General features: G+C 68.5%; 10 protein-coding genes and 1 pseudogene. 5 read left to right on the forward strand and 6 right to left on the reverse strand.

Features of this window, described 5'->3' with window-relative positions:
* The first annotated feature begins 129 nt into the window (after positions 1 to 129).
* The 5 genes from AC3WQZ_RS34145 to AC3WQZ_RS34165 all read left to right on the forward strand — a co-directional run bounded on the left by AC3WQZ_RS34145 (position 130) and on the right by AC3WQZ_RS34165 (position 4,322).
* Positions 130 to 1,506 carry an L-serine ammonia-lyase gene (locus AC3WQZ_RS34145; RefSeq protein WP_010812171.1) on the forward strand — a complete coding sequence of 459 codons (1,377 nt, stop codon included), beginning with the start codon at positions 130 to 132 and terminating at the stop codon, positions 1,504 to 1,506.
* 64 nt (positions 1,507 to 1,570) lie between these two features.
* On the forward strand, positions 1,571 to 2,308 hold the full coding sequence (locus AC3WQZ_RS34150; RefSeq protein WP_010812172.1) for an MBL fold metallo-hydrolase: 738 nt from the start codon (positions 1,571 to 1,573) through the stop codon (positions 2,306 to 2,308).
* 27 nt (positions 2,309 to 2,335) lie between these two features.
* Entirely contained in the window at positions 2,336 to 2,809 is a 474-nt protein-coding gene (locus AC3WQZ_RS34155) for an OsmC family protein (RefSeq protein ID WP_010812173.1), read from the forward strand.
* A 10-nt stretch (positions 2,810 to 2,819) separates the two neighbouring features.
* The gene (locus tag AC3WQZ_RS34160; protein WP_010812174.1) at positions 2,820 to 3,683 is read left to right on the forward strand and encodes an alpha/beta hydrolase; all 864 of its coding nucleotides are present in this window, start codon (positions 2,820 to 2,822) and stop codon (positions 3,681 to 3,683) included.
* Positions 3,684 to 3,818: 135 nt separating this feature from the next.
* Positions 3,819 to 4,322, forward strand: a complete 504-nt coding sequence (locus AC3WQZ_RS34165; RefSeq protein WP_010812175.1) for a glycine zipper domain-containing protein — start codon at positions 3,819 to 3,821, stop codon at positions 4,320 to 4,322.
* A gap of 24 nt (positions 4,323 to 4,346) precedes the next feature.
* Here the strand turns inward: AC3WQZ_RS34165 and AC3WQZ_RS34170 are convergent, their stop codons facing one another.
* From AC3WQZ_RS34170 to AC3WQZ_RS34195, 6 genes and pseudogenes are all read right to left on the reverse strand, one after another.
* Positions 4,347 to 5,462, reverse strand: a complete 1,116-nt coding sequence (locus tag AC3WQZ_RS34170) for a YbdK family carboxylate-amine ligase (protein ID WP_010812176.1) — start codon at positions 5,460 to 5,462, stop codon at positions 4,347 to 4,349.
* Positions 5,462 to 6,688 carry a cation:proton antiporter gene (locus AC3WQZ_RS34175; protein WP_010812177.1) on the reverse strand — a complete coding sequence of 409 codons (1,227 nt, stop codon included), beginning with the start codon at positions 6,686 to 6,688 and terminating at the stop codon, positions 5,462 to 5,464. Before AC3WQZ_RS34175 ends, AC3WQZ_RS34170 begins: the two co-directional genes overlap by 1 nt.
* Before the next feature lie 166 nt (positions 6,689 to 6,854).
* Entirely contained in the window at positions 6,855 to 8,825 is a 1,971-nt protein-coding gene (locus AC3WQZ_RS34180) for a tetratricopeptide repeat protein (protein WP_492302048.1), read from the reverse strand.
* 154 nt (positions 8,826 to 8,979) lie between these two features.
* Positions 8,980 to 10,131, reverse strand: coding sequence for a branched-chain amino acid ABC transporter substrate-binding protein (locus tag AC3WQZ_RS34185; protein ID WP_010812179.1), 1,152 nt, complete (start codon positions 10,129 to 10,131; stop codon positions 8,980 to 8,982).
* Positions 10,132 to 10,287: 156 nt separating this feature from the next.
* The gene (gene putA, locus AC3WQZ_RS34190; RefSeq protein ID WP_010812180.1) at positions 10,288 to 14,253 is read right to left on the reverse strand and encodes a trifunctional transcriptional regulator/proline dehydrogenase/L-glutamate gamma-semialdehyde dehydrogenase; all 3,966 of its coding nucleotides are present in this window, start codon (positions 14,251 to 14,253) and stop codon (positions 10,288 to 10,290) included.
* A 194-nt stretch (positions 14,254 to 14,447) separates the two neighbouring features.
* Positions 14,448 to 14,873: pseudogene (locus AC3WQZ_RS34195) on the reverse strand (primosomal protein N'); the annotation flags it as partial.

Consider the following 14,873-nt stretch of genomic DNA (forward strand, 5'->3'; position numbering starts at 1 on the left):
CAGCCGCGGCGGCCCGCCAACGAACTATGCTCGAGATGACGGGCATCGCGGTGTCGCGGTGCCCGCCGCAGCCACGCCAACCGACCAAGAAGAGCCTCTTCAGGGCCATCCCATTGCTGGAGACATTCCGTGGCAGTCAGCGTCTTTGATCTGTTCAAGGTGGGCATCGGCCCGTCGAGCTCGCATACCGTAGGCCCGATGCGCGCTGCGCTGATGTTCGCGCAGGGGCTTGAGCGCGACGGCCTGCTGCCGCAGGTGGCGAGCGTGCGTGCCGAGCTCTATGGCTCGCTGGGCGCCACCGGCAAGGGCCACGGCACCGACAAGGGCGTGATCCTCGGCCTGATGGGGGAAGCCCCCGACACCATCGATCCCGATTCGATCGACACGCGCCTGGCCGCGCTGCGCGCGGGCCGCGAGCTGTCCCTGCTGGGCCAGCATGTCGTGCCCTTTGTCGAGAAGGAGCACATCGCCTTCTACCGGCGCGAAGCGATGGCCGAGCACCCCAACGGCATGAAGTTTCATGCCTTCGACGCCGGCGGTGCATCGCTGCGCGAGGCGCGCTACCTGTCGGTCGGCGGCGGCTTCGTCGTGACCGCGGGCGCACCCAATACGCAGGTGCTCAATGCCGCGCAGCAGCTGCCGCACCCGTTCCGCAGCGGCAAGGACATGCTGGAGATGGCCACCGCCAGTGGCAAGAGCATCGCGCGGCTGATGATGGAAAACGAGCTGACCTGGCGCAGCGAGGCGGAAGTCACCAGCGGCCTGCTGCATATCTGGGATGTGATGCAGGCGTGCGTGGCGCGCGGCTGCCGCACCGACGGCGAGCTGCCGGGGCCATTCAGGGTCAAGCGCCGTGCGCCGGAGCTGTTCCGCAGCCTGACCGAGCGCGCCGAGCGCACCCTGTCCGACCCGCTCTCGGTGATGGACTGGGTCAACCTGTACGCCATCGCAGTCAATGAAGAGAACGCCGCCGGCGGGCGCGTGGTCACGGCACCTACCAACGGCGCGGCCGGCATCATCCCCGCGGTGCTGCACTACTACGACCGCTTCGTGCCGGGCGCCAGCAAGCAAGGCGTGGTCGACTTCCTGCTGACCGCGGGCGCGATCGGGCTGCTGTACAAGCTCAATGCGTCGATTTCCGGCGCCGAGGTCGGCTGCCAGGGCGAAGTCGGCGTGGCCTGCTCGATGGCCGCCGGCGCGCTGGCGGCGGTGCAGGGCGGCAGCCCGGCGCAGGTCGAGAACGCGGCCGAGATCGGCATGGAGCACAACCTCGGGCTGACCTGCGACCCGGTTGGCGGACTGGTGCAGATCCCGTGTATCGAGCGCAACGCAATGGCCTCGGTCAAGGCGGTCAACGCGGCGCGCATGGCCTTGCGCGGCGACGGCACGCACTACGTATCGCTCGATTCGGTGATCAAGACCATGCGCGAGACCGGTGCCGACATGAAGACCAAGTACAAGGAGACGGCGCGCGGCGGGCTGGCGGTGAATATCGTGGAATGCTAATGTCCGCGCGCGCAGCGCGGCGTATCATGGCGGCGTTCCCCGAACGAAAAACAAGAGGGCAGCCATGCAGACCTTCCACCAGCTGTTCGACGACACCTCGTCCACCTTCACCTACCTGCTGATCGACGCCGCCACCGGGGACGCGCTGCTGATCGATCCGGTCGACCACCAGCTGGAACGCGACCTGGCGCTGCTGAAGTCAACCGGCGCGCGGCTGGCGTGGGTCATCGAGACCCATGCCCATGCCGACCACATCACCTCGGCCGGCCACCTTGCGTTGCAGACCGGCGCGCACACCGCGGCGCCGTCCGGCTGCGATATCAAGCCCGCGCAGAAGCAACTGATCGACGGCGACACTGTCGCCTTCGGCAAGCAGGTGCTGCGCGCCATCCATACGCCCGGGCACACCGCCGGCAGCATGAGCTACCTGTGGGAAGAGCCCACGCCCGACGGCATCGTGCGCCGCGTCTTCACCGGCGATGCCCTGCTGATCGACGGCTGCGGCCGCACCGACTTCCAGTCGGGCGACGCCGGCACGCTCTACGACAGCCTGACCAGGAAGCTGTTTGCGCTGCCCGACGACACGCAGGTCTATCCGGCCCACGACTACAAGGGCCGCACCTCGTCCACCATCGGCCAGGAGCGCGCCCACAACAGCCGCGTCGCCGGCCGCACGCGTGAAGAGTTCATCGAGATGATGCGCAACCTGAACCTGCCGCGCCCGAAGCTGATCGATGTCGCCGTGGCGGCCAACCAGCGCCTGGGCCTGCGCGACGGCGAAAGCGTGCCGCACGGCGCCTGAGGTTTTCCTAACGTTAGGAGTCTTTGCATGTCCACATACACCGCTGAAGTCCTGTGGCAACGCGACGGGCAGGATTTCGCCGGCAACCGCTACAGCCGCAGGCATGTGCTGCGCTTTGACGGTGGCGCGGAAGTCCCGGGATCGTCATCACCCCATGTGGTGCCATTGCCGATGTCGGATGCGAGCGCGGTCGATCCCGAAGAGATGTTCATCGCCTCGCTGTCCAGCTGCCACATGCTGTGGTTCCTGTCGCTGGCGGCGAAGCAACGCTTTGTCGTCGACCGCTACCTGGATGCGGCCACCGGTGTGATGGAAAAGAACGCGGACGGGCAGACGGCGATGACCGTGGTGACGCTGCGCCCTCAGGTGACGTTTGGCGGCGAGCGCGAGCCCACGCGCGAAGAACTCGATGCCCTGCACCACGCCGCGCATGGCGCCTGCTTTATCGCCAACTCGGTCAGGACCGAGGTGCGCTGCGAACCGGTGTTCGCCTGCGCCTGAGCGCGTTGCCATGCCTGCCATCGCCCCGGCACCGGCGCCAGCGCGGCTGGTGTCGCCGCGGACTGAATCGGTTCGCCGCAGGGTGCTGCGCTGGCTCGGTGCGGGACTGGTCCTGCTTGCCGGAATCAGCATGATGCAGGATCACTTCCTCTACTTTCCCGATAAAGCCTCGGTCGACGCCATGGTCTCGCCCGGGCTGCGCGCCTGGCCGGGGCCGCAGGACTTTCGCGGCCTTGTCGCCGAACCGGCCGGACCGGCGCGCGCCACCGCCATGGTCTTTCACGGCAATGCCGGGCACGCCGGGCATCGCGGCTACTACGCCAGCGCGCTGACGAAGCTGGGCCTTCGCGTGATCCTGGCCGAGTACCCGGCCTACGGCCCGCGCACCGGCGCACTCGGCGAGCGCAGCTTCGTGGCAGACGCGGAACAATCGATTGCGCTGGCCCGGCGCCAGTTCGGCGGCCCGCTGCTGCTGGTCGGCGAGTCGCTGGGCGCGGGCGTGGCCGCAGCGGCCGCGGCGCGCCAGCGCGAGAGCGTCGCCGGCGTGCTGCTGATCACGCCGTGGGACAAGCTTGTGCATATTGCCTCGCATCACTATCCCTGGCTGCCGGCCGGCTGGGTGCTGCGCGACCGCTACGACAGCGCGGCCAACCTGGAAGGCTTCGGCCGCCCGGTGATGGTCGCGGTCGCCGAACGCGACACCATCGTGCCGGCACGCTTCGGCCAGGCGCTCTATGCGTCGCTGGGCGAACCGCGGCGGCTCGCGGTGATCGGCGGCGCCGGGCATAACGACTGGGCCGGGCATGTCGATACGGCCTGGTGGCAGGAAGCGGTCGCGTTCCTGCTGTCCCCGCCACCCACTACAAACAAATAACATCGGGCCGTCAAAACGCTGATTTGACTTACCCCTGCGTGCCGCAAATACTGGCCTTCACAGAACGGCTCGCCACTTGCGCACCGGTCGGTGCGTCCAGCGTCGCGTAGCCGACACCCGTGGGGGAACATCATCATGAAGCAATGCCCGCATCGCAAGCTGTACCGTGGCCTCGGCGTACTGGCCGCGGCGATCGCGCTGACCCCGGCGCTGATCCCGGCTCAGGCCATGGCGCAGAACAAGCCCATGGCCTATCCGGCCAAGGGCCAGAGTCAGCAACAGCAGGCCAGCGACGACGGCGCCTGCTACAGCTGGGCCAAGCAGCAGACCGGCGTGGATCCGGCACAGGCCGCCAACGCCCCGCCGCCGGCCCAGGCGCAGAGCGGCCAGCGCGTGCGGGGTGCCGCGGGCGGCGCCGCGGCGGGCGCGGTGGTGGGCGCGATGGCAGGCGATGCCGGCAAGGGTGCGGCGGTCGGCGCTGCAGCGGGTACGGTGGGGGGCGGCGTGGCGCACCGGCAGTCGCGCCGCCAGGCGAACGCGGCCAACCAGCAGGCGGCGGCCAATACCAGCCAGGCGATGGGCTCGTACTACCAGGCCTGGGGCGCCTGCATGCAGGGGCGCGGCTACAGCGTCAAATAAGACAAGGGGCAGCCTGGCGCAGCCTCAGGCAGCCCACCGGTCACACGCCTTGCGCACCGTTTCACGCTGGCTGCGCGCATCGGCATCGACCTGGCGCAGCCACTCGGCGTCGCCGTCGCGGCGCTCGGCCAGCGCGCGGATATTGGCCAGCGCCTCCAGCGAGCCGAGTGCCTCGGCGTGCGGCACCAGCGCGTCGCAGATCGACAGGATGTGGTCGGCGATCGGCATGCGCGTCAGTTCGTTGGGATGCACGTACTCCCCCTCCAGCCCGAAACGGCAGGCCTGGAAGCGGTTGAAGGTGTACACCAGGTAATCGTCTTCCTGCGGCATGAAGGGGCGCGACAGCAGCAGGTAGCGCGCCAGCATCTGGATATAGGCGGCGATATCGCAGGCGCGCTGCACCGTCAGCGGCGTGTCCATCACGCGGACCTCGATGGTGCCGAACTCGGGCTTGGGCCGGATATCCCAGTAGAAGTCCTTCATGCTCTCGATCACGCCGGTATTGCGCATCTTCTCGAAATACGCGGTGAAGGCGTCCCACGTCAGCAGGAACGGCGCCCGCCCGCTCATCGGGAAGGCCGCGACCGAATTCAGCCGCGCCGAGGCAAAGCCGGTATCCACGCCCTGCACATAGGGCGAGGATGCCGCCAGCGCCACAAAGTGCGGCACATAGCGGCCGATGGCGTGCAGCAGGAACAGCGATTCGTCGGCGCTGGGGCAGCCGATATGCACGTGCTGGCCGAACACCGTGAACTGCTTGGCGAGGTAGCCGTACAGCTCTGAGATGTACTGGTAGCGCGGCGAATCCGAGATGGTGCGGTCGGCCCACTGCTGGAACGGGTGGGTGCCGCCGCCGGCAATGCCCAGGTTCAGCGAGCGCGAGGCCGCCACCATCAGGTCGCGCATCACGGTCAGCTCTTCCAGCGCCTGCTGGTAGGTGTGGCAGATCCCGGTGCTGATCTCGATCATCGACGGGCTGATCTCCGGCTTGATGTCGCCGGCATGCTCGGCGCCCTTGAGCGCGCGCAGCAGGTCGGGCGCGAACGGGGCCAGGTCATAGTCATGCCGGTTGACCAGCTGCAGCTCCAGCTCCACGCCGAAGGTCAGCGCCTCAGAGTGCTTGAACGTTTCGAGCGACATCAGCGCCCTCCTCCATTGGCCCGGATGTCGACGCGGACTTCGCCTGCGTAGCGCAGCGCCCAGGCCGCAATCACCGGACCGAAAAGTTGTTCGATTGCCAGCGCGCACAGGATGATGGCCGCCAGCGGCTGGCCGGTACCGGGGTAGAGCCGCGCCACGTCATGCATCAGCAGGTAGGCGAGGCCCGACATCGGCGCCAGCGCCAGCCCCAGCGCCATGCACTGGCGCAGGCTCAGGCCCGAGAACGAGCCCAGCGAGACCACGCCGGCCAGCTTGGCCACATGGCGCAGCACCACCAGCGCGATGGCGTAAACGCCGCCCACGGCCCAGTCCTGTGCCGTCAGCGGCAGGCCCAGCGACACCACCATCACGATGATCAGCAGGCTGCCGGCGCTGCCGAAATGCGGCGGCCACACATGCGGCTGGTTGTCCTGGTGCTTGAACACGACACCGGCCAGCATCAGCGTCAGCGGCATCGACAATTTTAGTACCCGGGTCAGCGCCAGCGTGAACAGCACCAGGCCCACCAGCACCAGGAAGCTGTAGTGGTCGTCGGCCGACATGCGGTCATAGATGGCATGGCCGAGCTTGCCCACCACCCACGCCAGCAGGCACGAGCCCACCAGCAGGTACAGCGGATGCAGCAGCGCCGCGCCCAGGTTGCCGTATTCCGAATGCAGCCAGCCGGTGGCGACCTGCACGATGGCGGCGGCGTAGATGCTGTTGAGTGCGGCCATCGCCATCAGGCGCTCGGTGACCTGGCCGTCGGCGCGCAACTCATTCTTGAGCTGCAGCACGATGGTGGGCGAGGTGCTGACCGCGATGCCGCCGGCCAGGATCGCCACGCCGGGCGAGGCGCCGATCCATTGCAGCACCGCCGCCACCAGGCCCCAGGTCAGCAGGCTTTCAAAGGCACTGGTCAGCAGCAGCCAGCGGTTGGCGCGCAGCCAGGTCAGCGAGAGGCGATGCCCGAGTTCGAACAAGGCCAGCGCCAGCGCCATATCGATCAGGATACGGGTCTGGTTGATCATGTTCTCGTCGACGATGCCGCGCCCCAGCATGCCGGCGCAAAGCCCCGCCGCGGCATACCCGACGATGCGCGGGCAGCGCAGCCAGCGCCGGCTCAGCTCACCGGCCAGGCCGGCGCCGACCAGCGCCAGCCCGACCCAGAACAGGCCGCCGGGCGCGAGCGGGAGGCTTGGAAAAAGTTGGCTCAGTCCATTCATGGCGACATGGTAATGTAAGCACTTCACAATCCATGTCAGTGATTGTCCGACACCGCACAAAACGCGCGCACAACTTCTGTCATCTGCACGCAAAAAACGTCATCTCCGGATGGCGTTTTTTACATCCCTTACATGTTCAGACCGTTCGGCGGCCCGGAGCGACGTTTCAGACGCCCCAGACTTTCCACATCGGGCGGGTTGCCTTGAGCGCGGCCTCCACCTGTGCGTACAAAGTGCGCGTCGAGCCCTGCGCGGCCCCGCGGGCGCGGGCCTTTTCGAAATACGCCAGCGCGGTTTCACGCTGGTCCAGGCCAAGCGCCGACTGCACCGCACGCAGGTACACCTCGGCATCCCAGTCGTCACGCACGGCGAAGGCTGCGATAAAGTCGGCCAGCGCGGCATCGTGGCGCCGCGCTGCATGGTGGACCAGCCCGCGCTGCACGCGCGGGCCGGCCTGGTCCAGCGGATCGCCCTCGGTCAGCGCCACGGCCTGTTCGAACAGCGGCAGCGCGCGCTCGGGCTCGCCCGCGTCGCGCCAGACCTGGCCGAAGCGGTTGTACAGCCAGGCGTCCTCGACCAGCAGCGCGCGGCGCTGCTGGGCCTCGATCTCGGCCAGGGCATCGGTGCGGTCGTGCTCGTCCATGCCGGCCACCTGCGCCTGCAGCAGCGCGGCAAAGTGCGCGCGCGCATGCGCCATCGGGTGCGCGGCCTCGCTGCGGGCTTCCACCGGCAGCGCGTCCAGCCGGGCATCCATATGCATCATCGCGGCACGGGCGGCCTCGGTCGGCTCGGCGCCGCCCATGGCCTTCCAGGCCGCGATCATGCGGCTGAAGGCCCAGGTCACGTCGGCCGGGTTACGCTCCAGCGGGTAGCGGTTGAGCACCTCGCCGGCCAGCTCGGCCACTTTCTGGTGCTGGCCGGCGTCGGCGTGGCAGTCGAGCAGGTCGATCCAGTGATCGATGAACTCGCTGGCGGCCATGCCCTGCTGGTGCAGCGCGATGCGCTCGTCCACGTGCGCGGCGTCGGCCGGCAGGCTGCGCGACAGCAGCCGGCAAAGCAGCGAATAGACATGCGGGTCGGCATTGCCGCCGTGCCCCGCGGCATCGCCCTGGCCGGTGGCGAAATACTGGTCGAAGCGCGCCACGCCGGCACGGCCGGCCTGCACAAGCACCGGCCGCAGCGCGGCCTCGGCGGCCGGCACCTCGTCGATGAACTCGCCCAGCGCCATGGCGGCGCGGTAGTAGCCGGCACCGTCGTCGGACTGGTCGGTCAGCGTGAAGCGCAGCCACGGCTCGCGATCGGCCGGCTGGGTGCTGTCGGCGCGCTGCGCCAGCTGGTGGCGCCAGGCCAGTTCGCTTACCTGGCTCTGCGGGTCGGGCACCTGGCGCAGGTAGACCGCCAGGTCGTCCAGTGCCCCCTGGACGTCGCCCACGCCATGGCGCAGCGGTGCACGCAGGCGGCGCGCCTCGGGGTGGTCAGGGTGCTCGGCCAGCACACGGGCGGCCTGGTCGGCGGCCACGGCGTCACCGGCTGCGGGATCGAGCTCCAGCAGATGCGGGTTGTCCAGGGCCACGCGGCCCAGGCAGACGCGCATCAGGGGCTCCACCGGAACGCCGGCGGCCTCGGCCCGGGCGATGTAGTCCGTCACCAGCGGTGCGATGTCATCTGCGCCCAGGTCGGGATTGCGGACCATCAGGTCATGCCAGTAGCGTGCCGCGGCGGCCATGTCGCCCATGCGCAGCGCGGCCAGGCCGGCGTGGAAATGCGCGGCCCATTCGCCCGTCAGCAGGCCGCCGCGTTGCGCGGCCTCATGCAGCCACGGGCGCGCCTCGGCATCGCGGCCCAGGCTCATCAGCATGGCGCCGTAGCGGTGCGCGATCACCCCGCGCGAGGCCCAGCGGTGCGGCGGCTGCAGCGGCAGCGGCAGCGTGTCAAGCCGCGCCAGCGCCTCGTCCAGCACCGCCAGCGCGGCGTTGGCGTCACCGTTGTCAAAGTGCAGCCGCGCCCGCAGCGTGACGAAATCAACCACCTCGGGGCGGGCCTGCGACAGCTGGTCGGCAATCTGCAGGGCTTCGGTGAAGCGCCCCTGGTTGGCTAGCCCGATGGCGTGGTCGTAGCTGGCTTCCTGCTCGGACACGTACTGCTCCTATGGATTGAAAAAATGTGCGAGTGCGGGATTATGCGCCAATGGGGGAGATACGGAATTGTTTGGGAGGCTTGCCGCCAAGCCCCCAAAAGAAAAAACGCCACCCAAAGGCAGCGTTCTCCCATAACCAAAACCAGCCAGCAGCTTACTTCCCGCCAACCGTCTCCAGCACCGTCCACTTGCCGCCAACCACCTTATAGACAGTGATACCACCATCCTTCAGGTCGCCGCGCGCGTCATACGCCAGCGTCTTGGTGGTCACGCCCTGCATATTGGTAGCAGCCAGCACCGGCAGGTAGCGCGCCGGGTCGGTCGAGCCGGCCTTGACCATGGCCGACATCATCGCGGTGGCGCCGTCGTAGGCGTACGGCGAGTAGGTCTGCACCTTCGAGCCAAAGCGCTTCTCGTACTTCTTCTCGTACGTGGAGCCGCCAGGCATCTGGTCCAGCGGCAGGCCGGCCAGCGACACCACGGTGCCTTCGGCGGCCGGGCCGGCGAGCTTCAGGAAGTTGTCGGTCTTGGACATTTCGCCCGACACCAGCGGGGCCTTCATGCCCAGTTCCTTGACCTGCTTGGCCATCGGCGCGGACTGGGTCTCGGCGCCGCCGTAGAAGATGATGTCCGGGTTGCTGCGCTTGATGTTGGTCAGCACGGCCTTGAAGTCCACCGCCTTGTCGTTGGTGAACTCGCGGCGCACGATCTTGCCGCCGGCGGCCTTGGCGGCCTTCTCGAACTCGTCGGCCAGGCCCTGGCCGTACGCGGTGCGGTCATCGACGATGGCGATGTTCTTCGCGCCCAGCTTCTTCACCACGAAGGCGCCGATCACCGAGCCCTGCTGGGTGTCGGAGGTCATCATGCGGAAGGTGGTCTTGAAGCCTTGCTTGGTGTATTCCGGCGCGGTCGCCATGGCGATCTGCGGAATGCCGGCGCGGTTGTAGACCATCGACGCCGGGATGGTGGTGCCCGAGTTGAAGTGGCCGAGCATGCCCTGGATGCCGTTATCCACCAGCTTCTGCGCCACCACCGAGCCGGTCTTCGGGTCGGCCTGGTCGTCTTCTGAGACCAGCACGAACTTGACTTCCTTGCCGCCGATCTTGGGCTTGGTGGCGTTCATGTCCTCGATCGCGAGGACGATGCCGTTCTGCATGTCCTTGCCGTACTGCGCCTGGCCGCCGGTCATCGGGCCGGCAAAGCCCAGCTTGATTTCCTGGGCCTGCGCGAACGCGGCGGAGGCGGCGGTCAGGCCAGCCAGGGTCAGGGCAACGGTCATTGCCGTCTTGTGGAATGTCGAGCTCATCAGATCTCCTTGGGTCCCAAATGGTGCCGATGTGGTGCCGTTGCCGGCAGTTATAGCGGTGCAGCCTGGCAGTGCCGCACCTTGCTTCAATACGCAACCGGGGCGGGATCGCCGCCACCGCTGCGTGCTTCGACATGACGAGGTCCGAGGGTTGCCTCAGCCGATCGTCATCAAACTGGCATTGCCGCCCGCGGCTGCGGTGTTGACCGAAAGCGAGCGCTCGATCAGCAAACGGTCGAGCGCGATATTCGGTTCACCTTGCGCCAGGCCCTGCACGCCGATGATCGGACCGGGGCGCACCGCCACCTGCTCGCACACCGTGCGCAGCTGGTCGGAATCTCCGTGGTGCAGCACCGCATCGATAGCGATGTCCGCCGCGGTCCAGTCGGCCACCATGCGGACGCGCGATTGTACGCCCTTAGGCAGGCGCGCAAACAGCCCCCGGCTGACAGGGTTTTCCGGCCATACGGCGTCTGCGCCGACGGTCAGCACGGCGCCCAGCTGCAGCGCCAGGTCGGCCTCCTGCGTGGCCAGGCACAGCACGTGCTCGCGCGGCAGCAGGGTGTAGGTGTTGCGCTCGCCGGTGGGGCCGGGCAGCGTCACGGTCAGGCCCGAGGGCGAGGCCTCGGCCAGGCGCTCGCAGGCGGCGGCCACCGCCGGCAGCTCGGCCCTGGCCCAGGCCTGGAAGGCCGCTGCGGCCTCGTCGCGCAGCGTGGCCGCCTCGGCGCCGCCGCCTGCTTCCGACGCGCGCACGCTGCGTACCACCGCGTCCTGCGGGCAGACCGACAGCAGGCGGTGCAGGTACAGCGGGCCGCCCGCCTTCGGGCCGGTGCCCGACAGGCCTTCGCCGCCAAAGGGCTGCACGCCCACCACGGCGCCGACGATATTGCGGTTGACATACAGGTTGCCCACATGGGCACGGCTGACGATGTGCGAGATGGTCTCGTCGATGCGGGTATGGATGCCCAGCGTCAGGCCGTAGCCGGTGGCGTTGATCTGGCTGACCATGGTGTCCAGCGCCGCGCGCGGAAAGCGCACCACGTGCAGCACCGGGCCGAACACCTCGCGCTTGAGTTCCTCGATGCTATCCAGTTCGATCAGCGTCGGCGGCACGAAGGTGCCGTTGCGGCAGCTGGCGCCCTGCGCGGCGTTGGGGTCGGCCTGATGGACACGGCGGCCCTTGGCGCGCATGGCATCGACATGGCGCACGATATTGCCGCGCGCTTCGTCGTCGATCACCGGGCCGACGTCGGTCGAGAGCCGGTCCGGATTGGCCATGTTCAGTTCCTGCATGGCGCCCTTGAGCATTTCCAGCACGCGGTCGGCCACGTCTTCCTGCAGGCACAGCACGCGCAGCGCCGAGCAGCGCTGGCCGGCCGAATCGAAAGCGGAGCTGAGGACATCGCCCACCACCTGTTCAGCCAGCGCCGACGAGTCGACGATCATCGCGTTCTGTCCGCCGGTCTCCGCGATCAGCGGGATCGGGCGGCCGGCGGCGTCGAGGCGGCCGGCGACGTTGCGCTGCAGGATGCGCGCGACTTCGGTCGAGCCGGTGAACATCACACCCTTGACGCGGGCGTCGCCGACCAGCGCGGCGCCCACGGTCTCGCCGCGGCCCGGCAGCAGCTGCACCGCGCCGGCCGGAACGCCGGCTTCGCGCAGCAGGCGCACGGCGGCGGCGGCGATCAGCGGGGTCTGCTCGGCGGGCTTGGCCAGCACCGGGTTGCCGGCGGCCAGCGCCGCGGCCACCTGGCCGGTGAAGATCGCCAGCGGGAAGTTCCACGGGCTGATGCAGACCACCGGGCCCAGCGGACGGTGGGTCTCGTTGTCGAAGCTGCGGCGCACCTCGGCGGCGTAGTAGCGCAGGAAGTCCACGGCTTCGCGCACTTCGGCGATGGCGTTGGAGAAGGTCTTGCCGGCCTCGCGCATGATGATGCCCATCAGCGACTGCATCTGGGCTTCCATCAGGTCGGCGGCGCGCTCCAGCGCGGCCGCGCGCACGTCCGGCGGCGTCGCCTGCCAGATCGGCGCGGCGTTGATGGCGGCCTGCAGCGCGGCGTCGACCTCGGCCTGGCCGGCCTCGGTGACATGGCCCACCACATCGCGGTGGTCGGCCGGGTTCAGCACCGGCGTGGTGATGGCGTCGGCTGCGCGCGGTACCTCGGCGCCGAGCAGCGGCTCGGCCACGAAGCGCTCGCTGGTGCCTGCCAGCAGCGCCGACGACAGCGACGCCAGGCGATGCTCGTTCGCGAGATCGATGCCGGCCGAATTGGGGCGGCTCTTGCCGTACAGCGTGCGCGGCGACGGGATGCGCGGGTGCGGCAGGCCCAGCACGCCTTCTTCGCGGTGCATGGCTTCGACCACGGCGACCGGGTCGGCCACCAGCTCGTCCAGCGAGATGGTGTCATCGGCGATGCGGTTCACGAACGAGGTATTGGCACCGTTCTCCAGCAGGCGGCGCACCAGGTAGGCCAGCAGCGTTTCATGCGTGCCGACCGGCGCGTAGATGCGGCACGGGCGGTTGAACTTGCCGTCCGCGGTGGCGCCAACCACCTGGTCGTACAGCGGCTCGCCCATGCCGTGCAGGCACTGGAACTCATACTGGCCGGGATAGTAGCTGTGGCCGGCGATCTGGTAGATGGCCGACAGCGTATGCGCATTGTGCGTGGCGAACTGCGGGTAGATCGCGTCCGGCACCGACAGCAGCTTGCGCGCGCAGGCGATGTACGACACGTCGGTGTAGACCTTGCGCGTGTAGACCGGGTAGCCCTCCAGCCCGTCGAGCTGGGCGCGCTTGATCTCGCTGTCCCAGTAGGCGCCCTTGACCAGGCGGATCATCAGGCGGTGGCGGCTGCGGCGGGCCAGGTCGATCAGGTAGTCGATCACGAACGGGCAGCGCTTCTGGTAGCCCTGCACCACGAAGCCGATGCCGTTCCAGCCCGCCAGCTCGGGCTCGAAGCACAGGCGCTCGAGCAGGTCCAGCGAGATCTCCAGGCGGTCGGCTTCCTCGGCGTCGATATTGATGCCGATGTCGTACTGGCGTGCCAGCAGCGTCAGCGACTTCAGGCGCTCGTACAGCTCGCCCACCACGCGCTCATGCTGCGCGCGGCTGTAGCGCGGGTGCAGCGCCGACAGCTTGATCGAGATGCCCGGGCCCTCATAGATGCCGCGCCCGCGCGAGGCCTGGCCGATGGCGTGGATGGCCTGCTCGTACGAGGCCAGGTAGCGCTGCGCGTCGGCCTCGGTCATGGCGGCCTCGCCCAGCATGTCGTAGGAGTAGCGGAAGCCTTCGGCCTCGTACTTGCGCGCGTTGGCCAGCGCCTCGGAAATGGTCTCGCCGGTGACGAACTGCTCGCCCATCAGGCGCATCGCCATGTCCACGCCCTTGCGGATCAGCGGCTCGCCGCCCTTGCCGATGATGCGCGTGAGCGCCTTGGTCAGGCCCGATTCGGTATGGGTGGCGACCAGCTTGCCGGTCAGCAGCAGGCCCCAGGTGGCGGCGTTGACGAACAGCGACGGGCTCTGGCCCAGGTGCGACTGCCAGTTGGCGCCGCTGATCTTGTCGCGGATCAGCGCGTCGCGGGTGGCCTTGTCGGGGATGCGCAGCAGGGCCTCGGCCAGGCACATCAGCGCCACGCCTTCCTGCGACGACAGCGAGAATTCCTGGATCAGGCCCTGCACCAGGCCCTCGCGGCCGCTGCCGACCTTCTGCTCGCGCAGCCGCGTGGCCAGGGTCTTGGCCATCTTGATGGCGGCCTCGCCTTGCTGCTGCGGCAGGCGCGCCTGCTCCAGCAGCACCGGTACGCAATCGGCTTCCGGGCGGCGATAGGCAGAGGTAATGGCAGCACGCAGCACCGATTGCGGCTGGATGCTTTGGGCGAACTCCAGGAACGGCTGCGGCGCATCGCCATGGACCAGCTCGGCTCCGTCGGCGCCATCCGCGTCGGCGCTACCGGCGGCGCCGGTCTCGTGCGGCAGGTGGCCGCGCTCGATCTGCTCGAGGTAGGTGAAGATAGCCTGCTTGATCAGCCAGTGCGGCGTGCGGTCGATGGATTGGGCAACGCGCTTGAGGCGGTCGCGCGAGGCGTCGTCGAGCTTGACGCCGAGAGTGGTGGTGGCCATGCGGGCATTTCTCCGAAAGACTGGAGCCGCCGCCGGTGCTACCTCGTCCATGCCGGCAGGCACGGGCGCGCGACCGGCCGCAGCCTGTGAGCTGGCGCGATCTTACTCCCGAAAATCACCAAGGTGCAACCTAGTGCAACCCTATCGGAAACCCTAATGCCAGGGTTGCACCTTTCACTGCCACGCCAGCTGACTCAGATCCGCAACGGGTCGATCTCAAGCTGCCAGCGCACCCCTTTTGCCTCCGTCCCCACATCTGCGAAAGTCTGCACCCACTCAGCCACGAAGCGTTGCAGCACCGGCCGCGAGGTGGCCTCAACCAGCATCTGCGCACGCTCCCGGTTGAAGATGCGCACCATCGACATCGGCACCGGATCGTGCAGTTGCACCTCGGCCGCCAGCTCGCAGGTTTCGGCATGCCGGCGCGCCACTTCCAGGAACTGCAGCGCCCGCTCCAGCTGGCCGTGGTCGGCGGTTACCAGCACCTGGTAGCAGAACGGGGGCAACCCGGCCTGGCGCCGCTCGCGCAACTGGGTGGCCGCGAATCCATCATAGTCGTGGCGCGTCAGCGCCTGCAATGCCGGGGTGTCCGGGTAGCGCGTCTGGATCAGCACCTCGCC

The organism is Cupriavidus sp. FW305-26 (assembly GCF_058787975.1).

Coding starts and splice junctions, on each gene's coding strand:
- AC3WQZ_RS34160 (WP_010812174.1), top strand. CDS start 2,820: ATGCCTGCCATCGCCCCGGCACCGGCGCCAGCGCGGCTGGTGTCGCCG.
- AC3WQZ_RS34155 (WP_010812173.1), top strand. CDS start 2,336: ATGTCCACATACACCGCTGAAGTCCTGTGGCAACGCGACGGGCAGGAT.
- AC3WQZ_RS34150 (WP_010812172.1), top strand. CDS start 1,571: ATGCAGACCTTCCACCAGCTGTTCGACGACACCTCGTCCACCTTCACC.
- AC3WQZ_RS34170 (WP_010812176.1), bottom strand. CDS start 5,462: ATGTCGCTCGAAACGTTCAAGCACTCTGAGGCGCTGACCTTCGGCGTG.
- putA (WP_010812180.1), bottom strand. CDS start 14,253: ATGGCCACCACCACTCTCGGCGTCAAGCTCGACGACGCCTCGCGCGAC.
- AC3WQZ_RS34165 (WP_010812175.1), top strand. CDS start 3,819: ATGAAGCAATGCCCGCATCGCAAGCTGTACCGTGGCCTCGGCGTACTG.
- AC3WQZ_RS34185 (WP_010812179.1), bottom strand. CDS start 10,131: ATGAGCTCGACATTCCACAAGACGGCAATGACCGTTGCCCTGACCCTG.
- AC3WQZ_RS34175 (WP_010812177.1), bottom strand. CDS start 6,688: ATGAATGGACTGAGCCAACTTTTTCCAAGCCTCCCGCTCGCGCCCGGC.